At 59.3% G+C, this 20,077-nt stretch carries 20 protein-coding genes; 16 read left to right on the forward strand and 4 right to left on the reverse strand.

Annotated features, from left to right (window positions below):
* Positions 1-98 precede the first annotated feature (98 nt).
* On the forward strand, positions 99-374 hold the full coding sequence (locus tag DBR18_RS02620; RefSeq protein ID WP_003213368.1) for an HU family DNA-binding protein: 276 nt from the start codon (positions 99-101) through the stop codon (positions 372-374).
* Positions 375-470: 96 nt separating this feature from the next.
* Here DBR18_RS02620 and DBR18_RS02625 read toward each other — a convergent pair whose 3' ends face one another.
* Genes DBR18_RS02625 through DBR18_RS02640 form a run of 4 tightly spaced genes read right to left on the reverse strand, consistent with a single transcriptional unit; the run spans position 471 to position 3,197 of the window.
* Positions 471-827 (reverse strand): hypothetical protein, encoded by a 357-nt coding sequence (locus DBR18_RS02625; RefSeq protein WP_108589145.1) that lies wholly within the window; start codon positions 825-827, stop codon positions 471-473.
* A 13-nt stretch (positions 828-840) separates the two neighbouring features.
* A complete protein-coding gene (locus DBR18_RS02630; protein WP_108589146.1) occupies positions 841-1,545 on the reverse strand; it encodes a DUF2931 family protein in 705 nt (234 codons plus the stop codon).
* Positions 1,532-2,236 carry a DUF2931 family protein gene (locus DBR18_RS02635; protein ID WP_108589147.1) on the reverse strand — a complete coding sequence of 235 codons (705 nt, stop codon included), beginning with the start codon at positions 2,234-2,236 and terminating at the stop codon, positions 1,532-1,534. The genes DBR18_RS02630 and DBR18_RS02635 overlap by 14 nt, the downstream gene beginning before the upstream one ends.
* Positions 2,223-3,197: a DUF2931 family protein gene (locus tag DBR18_RS02640; RefSeq protein ID WP_371921061.1), complete on the reverse strand. Its 975-nt coding sequence runs from the start codon at positions 3,195-3,197 to the stop codon at positions 2,223-2,225. Before DBR18_RS02640 ends, DBR18_RS02635 begins: the two co-directional genes overlap by 14 nt.
* Before the next feature lie 713 nt (positions 3,198-3,910).
* On the opposite strand from DBR18_RS02640, the gene tssA reads away from it, so the two are divergent.
* The 15 genes from tssA (at position 3,911) to tssK (ending at position 20,077) form a co-directional block, all read left to right on the forward strand.
* Entirely contained in the window at positions 3,911-5,473 is a 1,563-nt protein-coding gene (gene tssA, locus DBR18_RS02645; RefSeq protein ID WP_108589148.1) for a type VI secretion system protein TssA, read from the forward strand.
* Positions 5,474-5,505: 32 nt separating this feature from the next.
* Entirely contained in the window at positions 5,506-6,009 is a 504-nt protein-coding gene (gene tssB, locus DBR18_RS02650) for a type VI secretion system contractile sheath small subunit (protein ID WP_108589149.1), read from the forward strand.
* A gap of 25 nt (positions 6,010-6,034) precedes the next feature.
* Positions 6,035-7,510 carry a type VI secretion system contractile sheath large subunit gene (tssC, locus tag DBR18_RS02655; RefSeq protein ID WP_003229584.1) on the forward strand — a complete coding sequence of 492 codons (1,476 nt, stop codon included), beginning with the start codon at positions 6,035-6,037 and terminating at the stop codon, positions 7,508-7,510.
* A 9-nt stretch (positions 7,511-7,519) separates the two neighbouring features.
* Positions 7,520-7,927 carry a type VI secretion system baseplate subunit TssE gene (gene tssE, locus DBR18_RS02660; protein WP_007920274.1) on the forward strand — a complete coding sequence of 136 codons (408 nt, stop codon included), beginning with the start codon at positions 7,520-7,522 and terminating at the stop codon, positions 7,925-7,927.
* An 11-nt stretch (positions 7,928-7,938) separates the two neighbouring features.
* Positions 7,939-8,451, forward strand: coding sequence for a PAAR domain-containing protein (locus DBR18_RS02665; protein ID WP_108589150.1), 513 nt, complete (start codon positions 7,939-7,941; stop codon positions 8,449-8,451).
* Positions 8,448-9,251, forward strand: a complete 804-nt coding sequence (locus DBR18_RS02670; RefSeq protein ID WP_108589151.1) for a hypothetical protein — start codon at positions 8,448-8,450, stop codon at positions 9,249-9,251. The genes DBR18_RS02665 and DBR18_RS02670 overlap by 4 nt, the downstream gene beginning before the upstream one ends.
* Positions 9,248-9,454 carry a hypothetical protein gene (locus DBR18_RS02675; RefSeq protein WP_108589152.1) on the forward strand — a complete coding sequence of 69 codons (207 nt, stop codon included), beginning with the start codon at positions 9,248-9,250 and terminating at the stop codon, positions 9,452-9,454. Before DBR18_RS02670 ends, DBR18_RS02675 begins: the two co-directional genes overlap by 4 nt.
* Positions 9,455-9,592: 138 nt before the next feature.
* The gene (gene tssF / locus DBR18_RS02680) at positions 9,593-11,380 is read left to right on the forward strand and encodes a type VI secretion system baseplate subunit TssF (RefSeq protein ID WP_108589153.1); all 1,788 of its coding nucleotides are present in this window, start codon (positions 9,593-9,595) and stop codon (positions 11,378-11,380) included.
* The gene (gene tssG, locus DBR18_RS02685; RefSeq protein ID WP_003229570.1) at positions 11,344-12,351 is read left to right on the forward strand and encodes a type VI secretion system baseplate subunit TssG; all 1,008 of its coding nucleotides are present in this window, start codon (positions 11,344-11,346) and stop codon (positions 12,349-12,351) included. Before tssF ends, tssG begins: the two co-directional genes overlap by 37 nt.
* 11 nt (positions 12,352-12,362) lie before the next feature.
* Positions 12,363-15,020: a type VI secretion system ATPase TssH gene (tssH, locus tag DBR18_RS02690; RefSeq protein WP_108589154.1), complete on the forward strand. Its 2,658-nt coding sequence runs from the start codon at positions 12,363-12,365 to the stop codon at positions 15,018-15,020.
* 10 nt (positions 15,021-15,030) lie between these two features.
* The gene (locus tag DBR18_RS02695; protein ID WP_108589155.1) at positions 15,031-16,551 is read left to right on the forward strand and encodes a sigma-54-dependent Fis family transcriptional regulator; all 1,521 of its coding nucleotides are present in this window, start codon (positions 15,031-15,033) and stop codon (positions 16,549-16,551) included.
* 333 nt (positions 16,552-16,884) lie between these two features.
* A complete protein-coding gene (locus DBR18_RS02705) occupies positions 16,885-17,025 on the forward strand; it encodes a type VI secretion protein (protein WP_108589157.1) in 141 nt (46 codons plus the stop codon).
* 18 nt (positions 17,026-17,043) lie between these two features.
* Entirely contained in the window at positions 17,044-18,237 is a 1,194-nt protein-coding gene (gene tagH, locus DBR18_RS02710) for a type VI secretion system-associated FHA domain protein TagH (RefSeq protein ID WP_108589158.1), read from the forward strand.
* A gap of 5 nt (positions 18,238-18,242) precedes the next feature.
* Complete coding sequence (gene tssJ / locus DBR18_RS02715; protein WP_007962325.1) at positions 18,243-18,743, forward strand: type VI secretion system lipoprotein TssJ; 501 nt, start codon at positions 18,243-18,245, stop codon at positions 18,741-18,743.
* 2 nt (positions 18,744-18,745) lie between these two features.
* On the forward strand, positions 18,746-20,077 hold the full coding sequence (tssK, locus tag DBR18_RS02720; protein WP_007962327.1) for a type VI secretion system baseplate subunit TssK: 1,332 nt from the start codon (positions 18,746-18,748) through the stop codon (positions 20,075-20,077).

The raw sequence follows: 20,077 nt of genomic DNA on the forward strand, positions 1-20,077 counted from the left end.
CCCGTCTGCCGCAGAGTAGAGCCTGCGGCGCCTTGGGCGCTGTTCCAACGAGAACAGCACGGACATAACAACAAAAAACCGTCAAAGGGGCTTCACTAATGCGTAAACCAGAACTCGCCGCTGCAATCGCTGAAAAAGCAGATCTGACCAAAGAACAGGCCAACCGCGTTCTCAACGCCGTCCTCGAAGAAATCACCGGCGCTCTGCACCGCAAAGACAGCGTCACGCTGGTGGGCTTCGGCACCTTCCTGCAGCGCCACCGCGGCGCCCGTACCGGCAAAAACCCGCAAACCGGCGAGCCGGTCAAAATCAAGGCCAGCAACACTGTTGCATTCAAGCCAGGCAAGTCGTTGAAAGACAGCGTCAATCCTTAAATTGCGGCGAACTCCCTGACAAGCAGGGAGAACTGCAATAAAAAATGGGCACACCGATTGCGGTCGGGTGCCCATTTTTTGTGGCTGCCAATCGACTTACTGACGTCGGAAACAGGCCTTGCCGTTGCCGAAATCCACGGCCAGGCAGTTCGGTTCGATCGCCAATTGCAGATCCTGAAACAGGGCCGATAAATCGCTGTTGGACGCCGCTTTGGTCTCGCTCTTCAGCGTCACGGTGTTGTTCTCCACCTGCCAGGTGCCTTTGGCAAAACCATCTGCACTGCCATACGCCACGCCCGCATCAAACGTGCCGTCCTTGCGCAGCAGCAATTCGGCGCCCATTTCCATTGCACCGGTCAGATAGTAATGACCGTCCAGTGGCAGGGTGTCTGCAGACGCTTGGGTGACGGGTAGCGACATCAGTGCTGCGAAAAGCAGGGGTTTCAATTCCATGAGGTAAAGCTCCTTACCAGCTCCCGAAGGGGATGCCGAATTTTTCGATGTAGGTTTTTGATTCAGGTGATAGAGGCAACGCGTACCGCCCCCCGTTTTTTCCTTGATAGGGGCCTTGTTTCACTACACTTCCTTCGACCCGAGCAATCTCTAGAGACTTGAGGCAAGGCCCTCCAAGCCAGACCTTCACAATGCCGCCGGGAGCCAAGCCGATTCCGACGCCGTCGCGGTAATCGGTAATCCATTTGCCATCAGCCCTGCAAAAAGCTTTCTCCGGCTTGCGCATGATCTCCCGGGCTGATTCGGGGATGACGATATAGGCTTCATAGGTCTGAGGTTCGGCCAGTGACTGCCAGCGCACGTAGATCAAGCGGGGCAGGTCAGCGCCGGTGACATCACGCCCTGCGCCACTTCCGGGGTTTTTGGGCCAACCTGCCGGTGTGCCTTTGTTATCGGCCGGAACTCTTACCGAAGCAATTCCGGCTCCGGCGCGTCGGAACACTCGCTCCCGGATATCCACCACGTCGGCCGTTTCAATCCAGACCTCCATGTAATCCGGTGCTCCAAAGCCAAGGAACCAGGGCAGTTTGTCTTTCGCTTGCGCATGAATTTGAGTGCAAACCGCCAGCAGAAGGCCTGTAAACAGGCTTGTGAGTTTCTTGATTCGAAGGGTCGAGCTTCTCGGCGTGATCACCGGGCTGTCCTTACCAAGAGCCATAAGGAATTCCAAATTTTTCCACGTAGGCTCTGGACTCCGGCTCAAGAGGCAGAGCATAGCGGCCTTCATTTTTTCCTTGGTATGGACCCTTTTTATTCACGGTGCCTACGATCCGGGCAATCTCGATTGCCTTGAGGCATGTTCCAGTGAGCCATACTTTGGCAATGCCGCCGGGTGCCAGCCCAATTACCAGGTTTTTGCGCGATTCAGTAACCCACTTCGAGTCAAAGTTGCAGAACGCTTTTTCGGGTTTGCGCATGATCTCCCGGGCTGATTCAGGGATGACGATATAGGCTTCATAAGTCTGAGGTTCGGCCAGAGATTGCCAGCGTACGTAGATCAAGCGGGGCAGGTCGGCGCCGATGACATCACGCCCTGCGCCACTTCCGGGGTTTTCTGGCCAACCTGCGGGGTTGCCTTTGTGCTCCACGGGATTCTGTACTGATGCAATACCCGATCCGGCGCGCTGAAACACTCGCTCCCGGATATCCACCACGTCGGCTGTTTCTATCCAGACCTCCATATAGTCTGGTGCTCCAAAGCCAAGGAACCAAGGTGGTTTGTCTTTCGCTTGAGCATGGATTTGAGTGAAAGCTGCGAGCAGAAATCCGAAAACCAGGCATAAGTATTTGCCTATGTTATGGCTTGGGTTCCCCGGTGAGATAAGCGGATTGTGATTACCACGAGCCATAGGGAATGCCGAATTTTTCGATGTAGGCTTTGGATTCTTCCTGTAGAGCAGAGTATTTACCGTCTCTGAGTCTGCTATTCGATCCCTTTGAGTGGACGATGCCTTTTACGCGTGTAACTTCGACTCCCGGAAGGCATGGTCCGCGAACCCATACCTTGGCAATACCGCCCGGGGCCAGTCCCACTACCAGCCATTTTCGGAATTGCGTTTTGACCTTTCCATCAAACGCACAAAAGATTTCCTCGCGTTCAAGCATCAGTTTTCGAGTGGCCTCTGGAATCCTGATGACGACCTCGTAGGTTTGGGGTTCAGCGAGAGACTGCCAACGGACATAGATACGTTCGGGCAGGTTTGCGCCTGAAGTCGGTCTACCTTTCCCCCAAGGATCTTCGGGCCACCCGGCAGGATGGCCTTTGAATTCGCTCGGTATGCCTTTTCTGTACGGGTTCGGATAGCGTTGTGCTGCGACGCTGCTGCCGACGTTACTGAATAGCCGGTTATCTATATCTACTGCCGCTGTAGATTCAATCACTACATCCATGTAGTCAGGAGAGAAAAACTGTGCTGCCCATGCGTCGTAGGGCAAAGAGCGGTCAGAAGTTGAGGTACACCCGCTCAAAAGCAGTGCAAGCGACAATCTGCAAAAAGCGCTGCAGGAGAAATATTTCTCAAACATTAGGATGCACCACACGTATAAGGTTTTCGGCGGGGTGATTGATTCACCAACATCCACATCTTCGATGCGCCCGTGAATCCCCTCGTTGCTGAACCCGAACTGCAAAAACGCTGGCTGACTCAGCAGACCTTCCAGATCGATATCCGCTCGTTCGCTGACCAGCTCGACGCGGATCGCGTACAGGCTGCTGATGCGTTCAGTGCCATCGAATGCGAGCACCTTGAAGTCGTGACGAACTCCGGGAATCTGCAGAGAAAAAGGCGCGCAACTGCCCGTACTGAACATACGCTTGTCCTTAAGCCGGTAAGTCGATGCGCGGTGTTCGATCCTCCCTGATCGCCACGCGAAAAGAATTTGCCAAGGCAAGCTAGCAACGCAGGAAATAAATTGATGTAAGAAGTATCTCTGTGATTTGTCAGAGCATTCCGGGCTGAAAGTGTTGTGCAGATTGAAGGAGATGGCTGTAGGAAAGTGCTTCGATAATTATTGAGTTAGCACTGAAGTGCAGCATTTACGAGGTGCTGCAAGTTTCAGAAAAATGAAATGCCATCAGTTTGATGGCACTTTTGTTGTTGAATGTTGTCGCCCCTAATTCGTTTGTGAAATCCACTGTATTTTCGGAAGAGTCCTACTTCTATTTTTTTCGAGAGTTGTCATGCTTGCCGCCGCGTAATGCAGCGGACGTTCGGGCCGGTGCGCTCAGGCTGGATCGGGCCGCTCTGGATCAAGGGTTCTGCGGGGGTAGGGCAAATGTATGCAATATAAGTCGCTATCAGGGATCCCCCTGCAACATATAGGGCGATCTCCTACACACCCCACTGAACACTTCGTCTTGTTGTTTAATCAGATGCTTGCTAGTGGCCATCATAGTGATTACGATGCGCCCACTTGAAAGAGCACATCTCAATTGGATGAGTCGCTGTACTGCTCTTCGATACTGTCCCGCGCCGCTGCAACTCCAATAGGCGCATGACCGTAATCCTGAATAAAGGCCATGGATGTCCTACTCAAGCAAACTTTCAGCCCATTACCTCGAACTCGCAAAAGTCTCTGTTTCCAAAGAGAATTTCGCGGGCGAAGACGTTCGTTTCTCGAGCGAATTCGAGGCGCTGGAAAGCGAGCTGGCCAAAGCCTCGTCGATGCACGAAAGCGGGCAGATCGACTGGCTGAAAATCCGCGAAAACAGTGAAAACCTGCTGCGTACCCAATCCAAGGATCTGCGTGTCGGCGCCTGGCTGACCTGGTCGCTGTACCAGCGCGAATCCTTCCCCGGGCTGCTGGCCGGCCTCGGTCTGCTGCACCATCTGTCGGAAAATCACTGGGCCGACGTTCATCCGCTCAAACCGCGCACCCGGGCTGCCGCCATCGGCTGGCTGGTGCCGCGTCTGGAGCAGGTACTCACCGAAAACATTGCGATCAAGGAACAGCTGCCGATGTTCCGGCAGTTGTCGGAGCACCTGGCCGGCCTCGATGCCGCCTGCACCGAGCACCTGGGCGACGACGCGCCGCTGCTGTTGCCGCTCTCGCGTCGCCTGAAAACCATGATCCAGCGTGCGGCCGACAATCAGCCGGCCCCTGGCGTGGTGGGCGCGGCGGTGGCGCAGGTCAAGCAGGCTGCGAGCCAGTTGCTCACCCCCGGCGCACCCATCGACAACGAAAAAGACGCCTACAAGGCCCTGCGCGCGCAGCAGGAAAGCGCGCGTCCGTTGTGCGCCTGGTGGCTCAAGCAAAAGGCCACCGACCTGCGCGCCCTGCGTCTGAACCGCACCTTGCTGTGGCTGCCGATCGACGCGGTGCCCGAGCGCAACGCCGAGCAGATCACCGTGTTGCGCGGTCTGCCGGTGGACAAACTCAAGCAGTACCAGGATCGCTTCGATCAGGGCAAATACGCCGACCTGCTGGTGGAACTGGAGGCGAGCCTGGCGAAGGCGCCGTTCTGGTTCGATGGCCAGAGGATGGTCTGGGAATGTCTCCAGAACCTCAACGCCGAGATGGCAATGCGCGAAGTGGAAATCCACTTCGCGCTTTTGGTTCAGCGCCTGCCCGGCATCATCGAATGTCGTTTCCATGACGGCGCGCCGTTTGCCGATCCGTCCACCCGGGCGTGGATCGCCGGCAATGTCATGCCGCATCTGCAAAGCGCCAGCGCGCCGCGCAAGGTTGAAACCGAAGACGCCGAGACCCAGCCCGCCTGGGAGAAGGCCCTGCAGGAAGTGCTGCCGCTGCTGCGCAAGGAAGGCCTGAAACCTGCTGTGCAAATCCTCAAGCAAGGGCTGCAAACGGCCCACGGTGGCCGCGAGCGGTTCTTTTGGCAGTTCGCCCTGGCCCGGCTGTGCTTCATGGCCAAGAAGTACGAACTGGCCAAGAACCAGCTCGAAACCCTCGATCAGACATTACAGGACTCAGGCCTGCACGCCTGGGAGCCCGATCTTGCATTGGAAGTGCTGCACCTGCTGCACAGTTGCTGCGAGCTGTTGCCGCAGAACCATGCAGTGCGTGAACGCAAGGAAGAGATTTATCGCAGGCTGTGCCACCTCGATCTCGAAGTGGTACTCGAATAGGCCCCAGGGCCACAACCGCAAGGAGAAAAGCCATGGCCAAAGAAGGCTCGGTAGCCCCCAAGGAACGCATCAACGTCACCTTCAAACCCGCCACCGGCGGTGCTCAGGAAGAGATTGAACTGCCGCTGAAGCTGCTGGCAATCGGTGACTACACCCACCGCAAGGACGATCGCAAAATCGAAGATCGCAAGCCGATCAGCATCGACAAGGTGACCTTCGACGAAGTGTTGGCCAAGCAGGAACTGGGTCTGACGCTGAGCGTGCCGAACCGTCTGCAGGAAGATGGCGAGGCCGACGAGCTGGCTGTGCAACTGCGCGTCAATTCGATGAAGGACTTCAACCCGGCCAGCCTGGTCGAGCAAGTGCCTGAGCTGAAAAAACTGATGGAACTGCGCGATGCGCTGGTGGCCCTCAAAGGCCCGCTGGGTAACGCACCTGCGTTCCGTAAAGCGATCGAAGGCGTGCTCGCCGACGACGAATCCCGCGGTCGCGTACTCGGTGAGCTGGGCCTGAACGCCGCAGCCCCGGACGCCTGAGACTCCAGCCAAGGAAGCCAACACAATGAGCACTAGCGCAGCACAAGAGAAGAGCGCCGAAAGCGGCGAATACAGCATTCTCGACAGCATCATCGCCGAAACCCGTCTGACGCCGGACGACGAAGCCTACGACATCGCCAAGCGTGGCGTGTCGGCGTTCATCGAAGAACTGCTCAAGCCGCAGAACAACGGTGAGCCGGTCAAGAAGGCCATGGTTGACCGCATGATCGCCGAGATCGATGCCAAGCTCAGCCGCCAGATGGACGAAATCCTGCACCACCCGGATTTCCAGGCGCTGGAATCGTCGTGGCGTGGCCTGCAGTTGCTGGTCGACCGCACCAACTTCCGCGAAAACATCAAGATCGAAATCCTCAACGTCTCCAAAGAAGACCTGCTGGACGATTTCGAAGACTCGCCGGAAGTCATGCAGTCGGGCCTGTACAAGCACATTTACACCGCTGAATACGGCCAGTTCGGTGGTCAGCCGGTGGGCGCGATCATCGCCAACTACTTCATGTCCCCAAGCTCGCCGGACGTGAAACTGATGCAGTACGTGGCCAGCGTATCCTGCATGTCCCACGCGCCGTTCATCGCCGCCGCCGGCCCGAAATTCTTCGGTCTGGAAAGCTTCACCGGCCTGCCGGATCTGAAAGATCTGAAAGACCACTTCGAAGGCCCGCAATTCGCCAAATGGCAGAGCTTCCGTACTTCGGAAGACTCCCGTTACGTTGGCCTGACCGTGCCGCGTTTCCTGCTGCGCAACCCGTACGATCCGGAAGAAAACCCGGTCAAGTCGTTCGTGTACAAGGAAACCGTTGCCAACAGCCACGAGCACTACCTGTGGGGCAACACCGCTTTCGCGTTCGGCACCAAACTGACCGACAGCTTCGCCAAATTCCGCTGGTGCCCGAACATCATCGGCCCACAGAGCGGTGGCGCGGTTGAAGACCTGCCGCTGCACCACTTCGAAAGCATGGGCGAAATCGAAACCAAGATTCCTACGGAAGTTCTGGTTTCCGACCGTCGTGAATACGAACTGGCAGAGGAAGGCTTCATTTCCCTGACCATGCGCAAAGGCTCCGACAACGCGGCGTTCTTCTCCGCCAGCTCGGTGCAGAAACCGAAGTTCTTCGGCATCAGCGCAGAAGGCAAGGCGGCAGAGCTGAACTACAAGCTCGGCACCCAACTGCCGTACATGATGATCGTCAACCGCCTGGCTCACTACTTGAAAGTGCTGCAGCGCGAGCAACTCGGTTCGTGGAAAGAGCGTACCGACCTCGAGCTGGAACTGAACAAGTGGATTCGCCAGTACGTCGCCGACCAGGAAAACCCGAGCGCCGAAGTGCGTGGCCGTCGTCCGCTGCGCGCTGCGCAAGTGATCGTCAGCGACGTTGAAGGCGAGCCGGGCTGGTACCGCGTCAGCTTGAACGTGCGTCCGCACTTCAAGTACATGGGTGCCGATTTCACCCTGTCGCTGGTTGGCAAGCTGGACAAAGAGTAAGAGCGACTCATGGACGGATACGGCAGCCTGTTCGAGCGCCTCAACGGCGACGCGCAACTACGCAAGGGCAACAGCCTCGAGGCTTGTGCCATGGCGTCAGTGGCTGCCCATCTGGCCAAAATGCTCAGCACCCGGGCCGGCAGCGTGCAAACGCTGGCCGACTACGGGTTGCCCGATCTCAATGACATGCGCCTGAGCCTTCACGACTCCCTGAGTCAGGCCCGTCTGGCCATCGAAAACTTCATCGAAGCCTACGAGCCGCGCCTGAGCAACGTGCGTGTCATTTCCCTGCCGCGTGACCACGACCAGTTACGGCTGGCCTTCAGCATCGAAGGCCTGCTGGAAGTCGAGGGTTTCAAGCGTCAGGTCAGTTTTTCCGCGCGCCTGGATGGCAGCGGTCAAGTGAAGGTCACCTAAGGAGATTCCCGATGTCTGGCAAACCCGCAGCACGCGTATCCGACCCCACCGCTTGCCCACTACCAGGCCACGGCACCAACCCGATCGCCGCCGGTTCCGGCGACGTGTTCTTCGACGGCCTCGCGGCCGCCCGCCAAGGCGATGCCTCGGCGTGTGGTGGTGCGATGGTTGGCGATCTGGCGACCACGGTTCTGATCAATGGCAAACCGGCTGCGACCGTAGGCTCGGTTGGTGCTCACGGCAACAAGGTCACGGCAGGTTCCGGGACGGTGATTATCGGTAATTCGCACTCGCCGGCGCCGTTTGTGCCGCCGTTGCCATTAATGCTTTTCTCCCACACGCAGCATGTAGTGATGGAAGATCAGGATGGAAATCCTCTTCAAGATATTCCCTATCAAATTACAACAGCTAAGGGGAAAGTTATTACTGGACAGAGCGACGCAATGGGTAGAACCCAGTTGGTCGGAGGAGAGGCAGGAGAAACCTTCGACTTTCATGCGGCTACTGATGGGGCAGTGGTATGAGTGCAGAAGTGTTGTCGATGTTAATGGCTCGTTCAGTAGCATTAACGCCTAAGGCGGATAAAACTCCAAAAAAAGTTACGTATAAGGTTTTTTGGAAAACAACAGATTTCTGGACGGAAGCGCATATTGCGGATTACCACAAAGAAGCCCCTGAAATTGCAGAGCGCTTAATCGTGGAGAAGTACTGGACGAAAGATGGAGGTATTAAAGGAAATAAATTCACATGCGAGGACTTTGCTCTAAGGTTGCTCTGTGAGTTTGCTTCTAAGCGAGGGTTGCCGGTTAAACTTAAAACTGGTGTAAGAACGTACCGGAATATGGAGAACTATGCCGCTGCGGAGCATGATCGCTACGTTTCGCATATGTATGGTTTTTGCGAGATGGTTATGTTGACTTATGGTGCACCAGATATGCAGCGTGTCGGCGTTAACACAACATCGATCGAAACGGCTGAAGCTTTGCTGCCTGGGGACATCCTCGCACAAGCCTTAGATCGGCCAAAAGATATAGCGCACCATATTCAAATTGCCATAGCTGTCAGCGATTCGAAAATCGAAATCAGACAGGGAAACACTGGTGGCATAAGCGTTCGTCCTTTCACCACGGTTCAAAAGTGGTTGGGCTCGAATATGGCTGACCCTCAAAACTCTGGTTACGCAGGGATGCCTATCGAAAAGGGCAACTACACGAAGTCAGGTATAGGGTGGACGTACCGAAATGAGAGTACAGGCTCAATGGCTGAAGACTTCTTGAAAAAATTCCTGTTCTATCGCTGGAATTTTTTGGAGTTTAATAAATGACCATCCAAGACTATTTTGCAAGTGTCGCAGATAGTGATCTATTTGGTCTTTTGGCAATCGTTTGTCTTTTGGTTGCTTTCCTTGGTTGCTTTTCAAAGTTGCGTCGGTCACGTTTTCATAAAATCATGATGTATGTTTGTGTGTTGATAGTACCTGTTATGCATTTGCTGGGTACTTATTTTTTGAATCAAGCGCCGGCATGAGAAGGCTTAGCCTTGGCTTTGGTCGGAGTTGCGGCGCTGGAAGTTTCGCACGCTTGGCTATTGGTCAGTTGATCATCAGTCGTAGTTGTTCACGTACTGCGGCAAATACACTTAAATTCATGATCAGGCAGTTAGTCCATGTCCTTTAACCACTACTACCAAAGCGAACTCACCGCACTGCGCCAGTTGGGCCGCCGTTTCGCCGAGCGTAGTCCGGCGCTGGCGCCGTATCTGGGGCAGGCTGGGCGGGATCCGGATGTGGAGCGGTTGCTGGAAGGCTTTGCGTTCCTTACCGGGCGTCTGCGGCAGAAGCTCGACGACGAGTTGCCGGAGCTCAGCCATTCGCTGATGCAACTGCTGTGGCCGAACTACATGCGCCCGCTGCCGGCGTTCAGCATTCTGCAATTCGATCCGCTGAAGCGTTCCGGGCCGGCGCTGGTGGTCGAGCGCGATACGCCGATCGAAAGCAAACCGATCGAAGACGTGCGTTGCCGCTTCCGCACCTGCTATCCGACTGAAGTCTTGCCGCTGGATTTGGCGGCGCTGAACTACTCGGTGAAGGGCGACGGTTCGCTGCTCAGCCTGCGTCTGGAGATGAGCGCCGACGGTCACCTCGGTGAGCTGGAACTGAGCAAACTGCGCCTGCACTTTGCCGGCGAACGCTACATCAGCCAGATGCTGTACCTGAGTCTGCTGCGCAACCTGGAAGGCATCGAACTGATCCCACTCGACGGTGCGGGCAAGCCAATCGATGGCGTGTCCGGCAAGCCGATGGCGTTCAAGATTCCCGGTGACCGGGTCAAGCCGGTGGGCTTTGCCGAAGAAGAAGCGTTGATCCCGTATCCGCTGAACACTTTCCGTGGCTATCGCTACCTGCAGGAATACTTCGCCTTCCAGGACAAGTTCCTGTTCGTCGACGTCAACGGTCTGGACATCCTCAAGGCGCTGCCGGAAGACACGCTCAAGCAGATGCGCGGCCTGGAACTGCGTTTCGACATTCGCAAGAGCGGCATCATGCGCATGCGGCCGACCCTGGATAACGTGAAGCTGTTCTGCACGCCGATTGCCAACCTGTTCGCCCACGATGCGCTGCCGATCCGCCTCGACGGCAAGCAGGATGAATACCTGCTGCTGCCGGCGAAATACGATCTGGAAAACTGCGGCGTGTTTTCGGTGGAAACCGTCACCGGCTGGAAGCCCGGCGGCCTCGGTTATCAGGAGTACGTGCCGTTCGAATCGTTCGAGCACGACCCGAGTTTCGACGTGCCCAACAGCCGTCCGCATTACAGCATCCGCCAGCGTTCATCCTTGCTGCACGACGGCCTCGACACTTATCTGAGCTTCGGCATTCGCCACACCGAAGCCCACGAAACCCTGTCGATCGAGCTGATGTGCACCAACCAGAACCTGCCGCGCAAGCTCAAGCTCGGCGACATCTGCATGGCCTGCGAAGAGACCCCGGAGTTCCTCAGTTTCCGCAACATCACCCCGGCCACGTCGAGTTTTGCGCCGCCGCTGAACCGTGACTTCCTGTGGAAGCTGATCAGCAACATGTCGCTCAACTATCTGTCGCTGGCCGACGTCAACGCGTTGAAGGTGATTCTCGAAACCTACGACCTGCCGCGTTACTACGACCAGCACGCGGAGAAGGTCAGCAAACGCCTGCTCGGCGGCCTCAAGCACATCAAGCACCACCACGTCGACCGGCTGCACCGTGGCTTGCCGGTACGCGGTCTGCGCACCGAACTGACCATCGATCCGGAAGGGTATATCGGCGAAGGCGACCTGTTCGTTTTCGCCTCGGTTCTCAACGAGTTTTTCGCGCTTTACGCCAGTCTCAATTCGTACCACGAGCTGCGGGTAAAAAGCACACAGGGAGAGGTGTACCAATGGACACCACGTATGGGCCTGCAGCCCCTGCTTTAAGCGGGCTGACCAAGGTAATACGCGAGTACTCGCTGTTTCAGGCCGTGCTGCTGGTGATCGACCGGCTGCGCGAGGCGCACCCGTATCTGAGCGAAGACGATCTGTACGATCAGGTGGAGTTTCAGGCCAACCCGAGCCTGGGCTTTCCGCGCAGCGACGTCGATCGCGTGGAATTTTTCGAAGAACACGGGCAGATGCGCGCGCGCATGCGTTTCAACCTGATCGGCCTGGTCGGCTCCGGTTCGCCGCTGCCGGCGTTCTACGGCGAGCAGGCCCTGGGCGACAGCGAGGACGGCAACCCGACGCGCAATTTCCTCGACCTGTTCCACCATCGCCTGCAACGGCTGATGCTGCCGATCTGGCGCAAGTACCGCTATCGCGCCAGTTTCCAGAGCGGAGCGATCGACCCGTTCTCCTCGCAGCTGTTTGCCCTGATCGGTCTGGGTGGCGACGAGATCCGCAAGGCCAAGGAACTGAACTGGAAGCGCCTGCTGCCGTACCTCGGTCTGCTCAGCTTGCGGGCGCACTCGGCGGCGCTGATCGAAGCGGTGCTGCGTTACTACTTCAAGCACGAAGACCTGGTCATCGAGCAGTGCATCGAACGCCGCGTGGAGATTCTCGACGAGCAGCGCAACCGCCTCGGTCGCGCCAACAGCCTGCTCGGTGAAGACCTGGTGCTGGGCGAACAGGTGCGCGACCGCAGCGGCAAATTCCGCATTCACATCACCGAACTCGACTGGGAGCGATTCCACGAATTCCTGCCAATCGGTTTCGGTTACCAGCCGCTGTGCGCGCTGGTGCGGTTCACCCTGCGTGACCCGCTCGATTACGACATTCGCCTGGTGCTGCGCCCGGAAGAAATCCGCGAGCTGCGCATTGGTGAGAAGAACGACTGTCGCCTGGGTTGGACCAGTTGGCTGGGCTGCGAAAAAGCAGACGGCGTGGTCACCCTGGGCAGCAAAATTCATTAAGGACGTGAGCCATGATCAACGTAGACCTGCAACAACTCATCCAGGCGCTGGACGCCGAAACCCGTCGCGATCTGGAGCGTTCGGCTGAACGTTGCGTGGCCCGTGGCGGCAGCAAGATCCTCGTCGAAGACCTGCTGCTGGGGCTGCTGGAACGTCAGAATGGCTTGCTGTCGCGTGCGTTGCAGGATGCCGATGTCGACGCCGGTGAACTGAGTGCCGCGCTGCAATCTCGGGTTGAACACAGCGCCTCGCGCAACCCGGTGTTCGCCCCGGAGCTGGTGCAGTGGCTGCAAGATGCGCTGCTGGTGGCCAACCTCGAACTGGGCCAGACCTCGGTGGAAGATGCCGCGCTGATCCTCGCCCTGCTGCGTAATCCGATGCGCTACGCCGGCAGCCGTTATCAGCCGTTGCTCGCCAAGTTGAACATTGATCGCCTGAAGGAATTTGCCCTGTCGCAACAGGAGCAACCGGCCGCCAACGGCAAGCCGGCGGCGCAGGGTGAATCGCTGCTGCAGCGTTTCACTCACAACCTGACCCAACAGGCGCGCGACGGCAAACTCGACCCGGTGCTGTGCCGCGATGGCGCGATCCGGCAGATGGTCGACATTCTCGCCCGTCGCCGCAAGAACAATCCTATCGTGGTTGGTGAAGCCGGCGTCGGTAAAACCGCCATCGTCGAAGGCCTGGCCTCGCGCATCGCTGCCGGTGAAGTGCCGCAGGTGCTCAAGGGTGTTGAGCTGCTGTCGCTGGACATGGGCCTGCTGCAGGCCGGCGCCAGCGTCAAAGGTGAATTCGAGCGCCGTCTCAAAGGCGTGATCGATGAGGTCAAAGCCTCGCCGAAACCGATCATCCTGTTCATCGACGAAGCCCACACCTTGATCGGCGCGGGCGGCAATGCCGGCGGTTCCGACGCGGCCAACCTGCTGAAACCGGCGCTGGCCCGTGGCGAGCTGCGCACCATCGCCGCCACCACCTGGGCCGAGTACAAGAAATACTTCGAGAAAGACCCGGCGCTGGCCCGTCGTTTCCAACCGGTGCAGTTGCACGAGCCGACCGTCAGTGAAGCGGTGACCATCCTGCGTGGTCTGGCGCAGGTCTACGAGAAGAGCCACGGCATCTACCTGCGCGATGACGCGGTGGTCTCGGCGGCGGAATTGTCGGCGCGTTATCTGGCCGGTCGCCAGCTGCCGGACAAAGCCGTCGACGTCCTCGACACTGCGTGTGCCCGCGTACGCATCAGCCTCGCCGCTGCCCCGGAAAGCCTTGAGCGCCTGCGTGGCGAGCTGGCCGAAGGTGGTCGTCAGCGTCAGGCCCTGCGTCGCGATGCCGAGGCCGGTCTGCTGATCGACCACGAAGCGCTGGACGCACTGGAAGCGCGGCTGGACGAAGCGGAAAGCGAAATGGTCGCGCTGGAAACCCTGTGGACCGAACAGAAGCAGTTGGCAGAGCGCCTGCTGGAACTGCGTCAGCAACTGGCCAAGGCCCGCGAAGCCGCCGCCGTCGAGCCGACCGTCAGTGTTGAAGAAGACGCCGAAGGCACCGTGATCGAAACCATCGCCGCCGAGGTCGAGGAAGGTCAGAGCGTCGAAGCGCTGGAAGCCGAACTGCACCAGACCCACAGCGCCCTGACCGCTGCTCAAGTCAAAGAACGTCTGGTCAGCTTCGAAGTCTGCCCGCGTCTGGTGGCCGAAGTGATCAGCGCCTGGACCGGCGTGCCGCTGGCGCAACTGGCGCGCGAGCACAACGCCAAGGTCGCGAGTTTTGCCACTGACCTGCGCACGCGCATCCGTGGTCAGGAGCAAGCCGTGCACGCGCTGGATCGCTCGATGCGCGCCACTGCTGCGGGCCTGAACAAACCGGATGCACCGGTCGGCGTGTTCCTGCTGGTCGGCCCGAGCGGCGTCGGCAAGACCGAAACCGCACTGGCCCTGGCTGACCTGCTGTACGGCGGCGACCGTTTCATCACCACCATCAACATGTCCGAATTCCAGGAGAAGCACACCGTCTCGCGCCTGATCGGTGCGCCACCGGGCTACGTCGGTTACGGCGAGGGCGGCATGCTCACCGAAGCGGTACGGCAGAAGCCGTATTCGGTGGTGCTGCTCGATGAAGTCGAAAAGGCTGATCCGGACGTGCTCAACCTGTTCTACCAGATCTTCGACAAGGGCGTAGCCAACGACGGCGAAGGTCGCGAAATCGACTTCCGCAACACCTTGATCCTGATGACCTCGAACCTCGGTAGCGACAAGATCAGCGACCTCTGCGAAAACGGCGCCCGCCCGACCGCCGAGCTGCTGGAAGAAACCATTCGCCCGGTGCTGAGCAAGCACTTCAAACCGGCGCTGCTGGCGCGGATGAAAGTGGTGCCGTACTACCCGGTGGGCGGCCCGGTGCTGCGCGAGCTGATCGAGATCAAACTCGGTCGTCTCGGCGAGCGCCTCAATCGCCGTCAGCTGGATTTCAGCTGGTGCCAGAACCTCGTCGATCACCTGTCCGAGCGTTGCACGCAAAGCGAAAGCGGCGCGCGCCTGATCGACCATCTGCTCGATCAGCACGTGCTGCCGCTGGTGGCTGACCGCCTGCTCGATGCGATGGCCACCGGTGAAAGCCTCAAGCGTGTGCATGCCACGCTCGATGGCAACGCCAGCGTGACGTGCGAGTTCGCCTGAGGTGGGTGTGATGTTCACTCAAGTGCCGCAGCCACTGGTCTATGCCGAAGCGTTGCTGGCGCAGTTCGCCAGTCTGTCGCGCGCGGCGGACGGTGCTGCGCTGCTGAGTGACTTCGTGCGTGGCCTGGCCGAGCTGAGCGGTTGCGAACTGGCGCAGTTGTACCTGCTCGACGCCACCCATACCTGCCTGGGGATGAACGCCGAATGCCTCGACGGCGCGCTGCAACCGCGCGCCGCCACCAGCCTGCCGGCGGACTACAACGGTGAGCAGCTGCTGCAGTTTGCCCTGTGCCAGAACCGCGTGGTGTGCCTGGACGACCTGAGCGGCAGCCTGCACGAGACCAGTTTCCTGCCGGCCGTGACCACACCGTGGCAATCGCTGCTGTGCGTGCCGCTGGTCAATCAGCACAAAGCGGTCGAAGGCTTGTTGCTGTGCGCCAGTCGGCGTCGCGTGGACCTGCAAGGCTTTGCCGATTCGCTCGGTCAGCTCGGTTCGTTCGTGCTCGGTCAATTGCACTTGCTGCAGCGTCTGCGCCAGCCGCTGGCCGAGTCGGCCACGGTGGCGCGCAGCGTGCCGAGCATCAGTGGTTATGGCTTGATCGGCAAAAGCGCCGCCATGCGCCAGACCCATTCGCTGATCAGCAAAGTCCTGCACAGCCCATACACCGTGCTGTTGCGCGGCGAAACCGGGACCGGCAAGGAAGTCGTGGCCCGGGCGATTCACGATTGCGGCCCGCGTCGCTCTCAGGCGTTCATTGTGCAGAACTGCGCGGCAGTCCCGGAAAACCTGCTGGAAAGCGAGCTGTTCGGCTATCGCAAAGGTGCGTTCACCGGCGCCGACCGCGACCGTGCGGGGCTGTTCGATGCGGCCAATGGCGGCACGCTGTTGCTCGACGAGATCGGCGACATGCCGCTGTCACTGCAAGCGAAGATATTGCGCGTGTTGCAGGAAGGCGAGATTCGCCCATTGGGCTCCAACGACACCCACAAGATCGACGTGCGGATCATCGCCGCGACGCACCGCGATCTGTCGACGCTGGTCAGCGAAGGCAAATTCCGCGAGGACCTGTATTACCGCCTCGCGCAATTTCCGATCGAACTGCCGGCCCTGCGCCAGCGCGAAGGAGACATTCTGGAACTGGCTCTGCACTTCGCCGAGAAGACCTGCGCGTATTTGCAGCGCGACCCGGTGCGCTGGTCGAGCGCGGCGCTGGAACATCTGGCCGGCTACACCTTCCCCGGCAACGTGCGCGAACTCAAGGCGCTGGTCGAACGCGCGGTGCTGTTGTGCGAGGGCGGCGAGTTGCTCGCCGAGCATTTCTCCCTGCGCATGGAGCCGATCCCCGAAGACCACAGCGGCCTGAACCTGCGCGAACGCCTGGAAAAGGTCGAACGCACGTTGTTGCTCGACTGCCTGCGCAAGAACGACGGCAACCAGACCCTCGCCGCCCGCGAACTGGGCCTGCCACGCCGCACCCTGCTGTACCGCCTCGGGCGGTTGAATATCAACCTGGGTGACTTCGATGGTTGATCTGAACCTGGCTCTTGCAGTGTGCACAACTTCTGTCTTGAAGGGCTTCTCTGTGGCGAGGGGATTCATCCCCGATCGGCTGCGCAGCAGTCGTAATCCAGCAAACGCGGTTCTCCTGAAAGAACCGGTAATCAGGTTTTGGGGCTGCTTCGCAACCCATCGGGGACAAGTCCCCTCACCACAGATTGCTCACTGGCCACAGGAGGTGCGTACGCCTCGGTGGTCTGGCTCAAGGCCCCGATGCAGAGCCTTCGAGACCACCCAAAGAATTGATTTCAGCGCCGCCCGCAAGGGTCGGCGCTTTGTGCTTTGTCTACCCCTGGAGACCCTCTGATGTCTGTTCGTCACTGGCACGCTGCCCTGCTGACCCTCGTCGTTCTATGCGGCCTTGGCGGCTGCAGCGGCAATTACAAATTCAACGACAACGACTATCGCCCGTTGGGTGATCCGCAAGCGGTCAATCGCGGCAAGTGACCGCAAGGAGCATCAAACATGGAATTGGTTTTCGAAATGCTGAACACCAAGCAGTTCGTGCCCACCGAGTTGTGCCAGAAGACCTTCAAACAGGCTGGTGGCGTGATCGGACGGGGCGAGGACTGCGACTGGATCATTCCTGACCGCAAGCGTCACCTGTCCAATCACCACGCGATTGTCAGTTACCGCGAAGGCACGTTTTTCCTCACCGACACCAGCAGCAACGGCGTCCAGGACGGCGGCAGCGGCGCTCGCCTGCACAAGGGCGAACCGGTGCGCATCGAGCACGGCAGCACCTACGTGCTCGGCGACTTCGAGATTCGTGCACGGCTGGTGCGTGACCCGGCGACCTTCGACGGCGAAGTCGGCCGTCCGCGTGCCGCCGGCAGCATCATCCCGGACGACGCGTTCCTCGATCTTGATCCGTTGAATGCCATCGAACAGCAAGAGCGCGTCTATTCGGAAATCGACGAACTGTTGGCCCCGACCGCCAAGCCCGAAGACTCCCGTCAGCGTGCCGACTACGCGCGCATCGACATGGAAAGCCTGATGGTGCCCGAGCTGGTCGCCCCGGTTGAACCCGAGCCAGCTCCGGCCCCGAAGGTCGTCGAGCGTCAGAGCGAAGGCTTCTGGGAGCATTTCGGCGCGGCACTGGGCGTGGATGTCAAAGGCCTCGATCACGACGCCCGCGAAGCGCTGGCGCTGAACGCCGCGCGGCTGCTGCGCCAGAGCATCGGCGGTTTGCAGCAGAGCCTGCGTACCCGTTCGGAGCTGAAAAACGAACTGCGTCTGGCCCAGACCACCGTGCAAGGCACCAACAAGAACCCGCTGAAATTCGCCGTCGATCCGAGCGAAGCGCTGGAGATTCTGTTACAGCCGCACAAGCCCGGTCATCTGCCGGCCGAGCAGGCAATCTCTCGGGCGTTCCGTGATCTGCAGGCGCATCAGGTGGCTTTGCTCACCGCCAGCCGCGCCGCCGTGCGCGGCACCCTGGAGCACTTCTCGCCAGAACAGTTGACCCTGCGTTTCGAACGCGACAACAAGCCGTTGATCGCCACCTCGGGCGGACGCTGGAGAGCCTTCGGCCGGTACCACCAGGCCCTGCGTCAGGACGATGACTGGAGCGAGCGTCTGCTGGCCCGCGATTTCGCCCAGGCCTACGAAGAACAGATCCGCCTGATCTCCACCCTACACACCGACCACCAAGGATGATGCGCATGTCTCGCCGCTCGACCGCTTTTTTCAAGACGCTGACTGCGCTCACCGTGCTGGTGCTGCTCGCCGGCTGCTCGTCGCTGTCGCCGTACTCGAAAGTGACCAAGATCAACCTGAAGCTGACCGGCAGCGATCAGCTCAACCCGGACCTCAACGGCCGTCCTTCGCCGATCGTCGTGCGCCTGTTCGAACTCAAGCACCCGGTGACCTTCGAGAACGCTGATTTCTTCAGCCTCTACGAACGCGCCAAGGAATCCCTCAACCCGGATCTGGTGGCCAGCGAAGAACTTGAACTGCGCCCCGGTGAAACCGTGGAAATGAAGCTCAGCGTGGAGGAGGGCAGCCGCTACGTCGGCGTTCTCGCTGCGTACCGCGACCTGCCGGAAACCAAGTGGCGCTACACCGTGCAGGTCACCCCGCTGGAGTTGACCGAGGCCGATCTGACCCTGGATCAGGCCGGTATCCGCAACACCCATGAAGCGCTCGCCAAGGCGGATGACTGAACATGAATACCCATAAAGTCATTTGGCAGGAAGGCATGCTGCTGCGCCCGCAGCACTTCCAGCACAACGATCGCTATTACGATCACCAGATGAAAACTCGCACCCAGTTGTTGGGTGGCTACACCTGGGGTTTCCTTAATCTGGAGATCGACCTGCAGTTCCTCAACATGGGCAAACTGGTAATCAGTGCCGCCTCGGGGATCCTGCCGGACGGCAGCCTGTTCGAACTCGGCGGCAACACCGAGCCGCTGGCGCTGGACGTGCCGCCGAACACCGGCAACACGCCGATTTACCTGGCGCTGCCGCTGGTCACCGGCAACCACATCGAAGCGCGCCGTCCGGAGCAGTCCGACGTGCTCGCGCGTTACACCGCGTACGACGCCGAAGTGGCCGACTCCAACGCCGGCGACGATTCCGCCAGCCAGGTCAGCTGCGGTCGCCCGGACTTCAAACTGTTGCTCGGCGAGCAGCAGAGCGATCAGGCCTACGTGAAGCTGAAGATCTGCGACGTGCTCGACACCACGCCGGACGGCGTGATCAGCCTCGACCCCGATTTCGTGCCGACCTACATCCAGGCCCACGCGTCCAGCTATCTGCTGTCATGCCTGAAAGAAGTCATCAGCATGCTCAACCACCGGGGCGACACGATCGCCGAGCGGATACGCTCCAACGGCAAGGTCGGTGGCGCGGAAGTCGGCGACTTCATGATGCTGCAACTGATCAACCGTACCGAACTGCTGCTGCGCCACTACCTCGGTCTGGAGCAGGTGCATCCGGAAGAGTTGTATCGCACGCTGCTGACCATGCTCGGTGATCTGGCGACCTTCTCCAGCGACAGCAAACGCCCGCGTCTGGACAGCCGCTATTCCCACGCCGATCAGGGCGCAAGCTTTCGCAAACTGATGGAAGCGATTCGTCAGGTGCTGTCGATGGTGCTGGAACAGCACGCCATCGAACTGATCCTGCAGGCGCGTCAGTACGGGATCATCGTGTCGCCGCTGCACGACCACAAACTGCTCGGCTCGGCGTCGTTCGTGCTGGCGGCGAGTGCCAACTGCGACTCCGAAGAACTGCGCCACCGCTTGCCGGCGCACCTCAAGGTCGGCCCGGTGGAGCGTATCCGCCAACTGGTCAACCTGCACCTGCCGGGGATCAAGGTCAAACCGTTGCCGGTGGCCCCGCGGCAGATCGCGTTCCACTCGAACAAAACCTACTTCATCCTCGAACTCAGTTCCGAAGACCTGGCGCAACTCGAGCGCTCCGGCGGCTTCGCGTTCCACGTGTCCGGCGAATTCGCCGAGCTTGAACTGAAATTCTGGGCCATCAGGAACTGA

The organism is Pseudomonas sp. HMWF021 (genome assembly GCF_003061005.1).
Classification (GTDB): Bacteria; Pseudomonadota; Gammaproteobacteria; order Pseudomonadales; family Pseudomonadaceae; genus Aquipseudomonas.

Excerpts from the sequence above, each read along its gene's own strand:
- tssA (WP_108589148.1), top strand. The coding sequence starts at position 3,911 with ATGTCCTACTCAAGCAAACTTTCAGCCCATTACCTCGAACTCGCAAAA.
- DBR18_RS02665 (WP_108589150.1), top strand. The coding sequence starts at position 7,939 with ATGTCTGGCAAACCCGCAGCACGCGTATCCGACCCCACCGCTTGCCCA.
- tssC (WP_003229584.1), top strand. The coding sequence starts at position 6,035 with ATGAGCACTAGCGCAGCACAAGAGAAGAGCGCCGAAAGCGGCGAATAC.
- DBR18_RS02675 (WP_108589152.1), top strand. The coding sequence starts at position 9,248 with ATGACCATCCAAGACTATTTTGCAAGTGTCGCAGATAGTGATCTATTT.
- tssH (WP_108589154.1), top strand. The coding sequence starts at position 12,363 with ATGATCAACGTAGACCTGCAACAACTCATCCAGGCGCTGGACGCCGAA.
- DBR18_RS02695 (WP_108589155.1), top strand. The coding sequence starts at position 15,031 with ATGTTCACTCAAGTGCCGCAGCCACTGGTCTATGCCGAAGCGTTGCTG.
- tagH (WP_108589158.1), top strand. The coding sequence starts at position 17,044 with ATGGAATTGGTTTTCGAAATGCTGAACACCAAGCAGTTCGTGCCCACC.
- DBR18_RS02640 (WP_371921061.1), bottom strand. The coding sequence starts at position 3,197 with ATGTTCAGTACGGGCAGTTGCGCGCCTTTTTCTCTGCAGATTCCCGGA.
- tssK (WP_007962327.1), top strand. The coding sequence starts at position 18,746 with ATGAATACCCATAAAGTCATTTGGCAGGAAGGCATGCTGCTGCGCCCG.
- tssE (WP_007920274.1), top strand. The coding sequence starts at position 7,520 with ATGGACGGATACGGCAGCCTGTTCGAGCGCCTCAACGGCGACGCGCAA.
- DBR18_RS02625 (WP_108589145.1), bottom strand. The coding sequence starts at position 827 with ATGGAATTGAAACCCCTGCTTTTCGCAGCACTGATGTCGCTACCCGTC.
- tssJ (WP_007962325.1), top strand. The coding sequence starts at position 18,243 with ATGTCTCGCCGCTCGACCGCTTTTTTCAAGACGCTGACTGCGCTCACC.
- DBR18_RS02630 (WP_108589146.1), bottom strand. The coding sequence starts at position 1,545 with ATGGCTCTTGGTAAGGACAGCCCGGTGATCACGCCGAGAAGCTCGACC.
- tssB (WP_108589149.1), top strand. The coding sequence starts at position 5,506 with ATGGCCAAAGAAGGCTCGGTAGCCCCCAAGGAACGCATCAACGTCACC.
- DBR18_RS02670 (WP_108589151.1), top strand. The coding sequence starts at position 8,448 with ATGAGTGCAGAAGTGTTGTCGATGTTAATGGCTCGTTCAGTAGCATTA.
- tssG (WP_003229570.1), top strand. The coding sequence starts at position 11,344 with ATGGACACCACGTATGGGCCTGCAGCCCCTGCTTTAAGCGGGCTGACC.
- DBR18_RS02705 (WP_108589157.1), top strand. The coding sequence starts at position 16,885 with ATGTCTGTTCGTCACTGGCACGCTGCCCTGCTGACCCTCGTCGTTCTA.
- tssF (WP_108589153.1), top strand. The coding sequence starts at position 9,593 with ATGTCCTTTAACCACTACTACCAAAGCGAACTCACCGCACTGCGCCAG.
- DBR18_RS02635 (WP_108589147.1), bottom strand. The coding sequence starts at position 2,236 with ATGGCTCGTGGTAATCACAATCCGCTTATCTCACCGGGGAACCCAAGC.
- DBR18_RS02620 (WP_003213368.1), top strand. The coding sequence starts at position 99 with ATGCGTAAACCAGAACTCGCCGCTGCAATCGCTGAAAAAGCAGATCTG.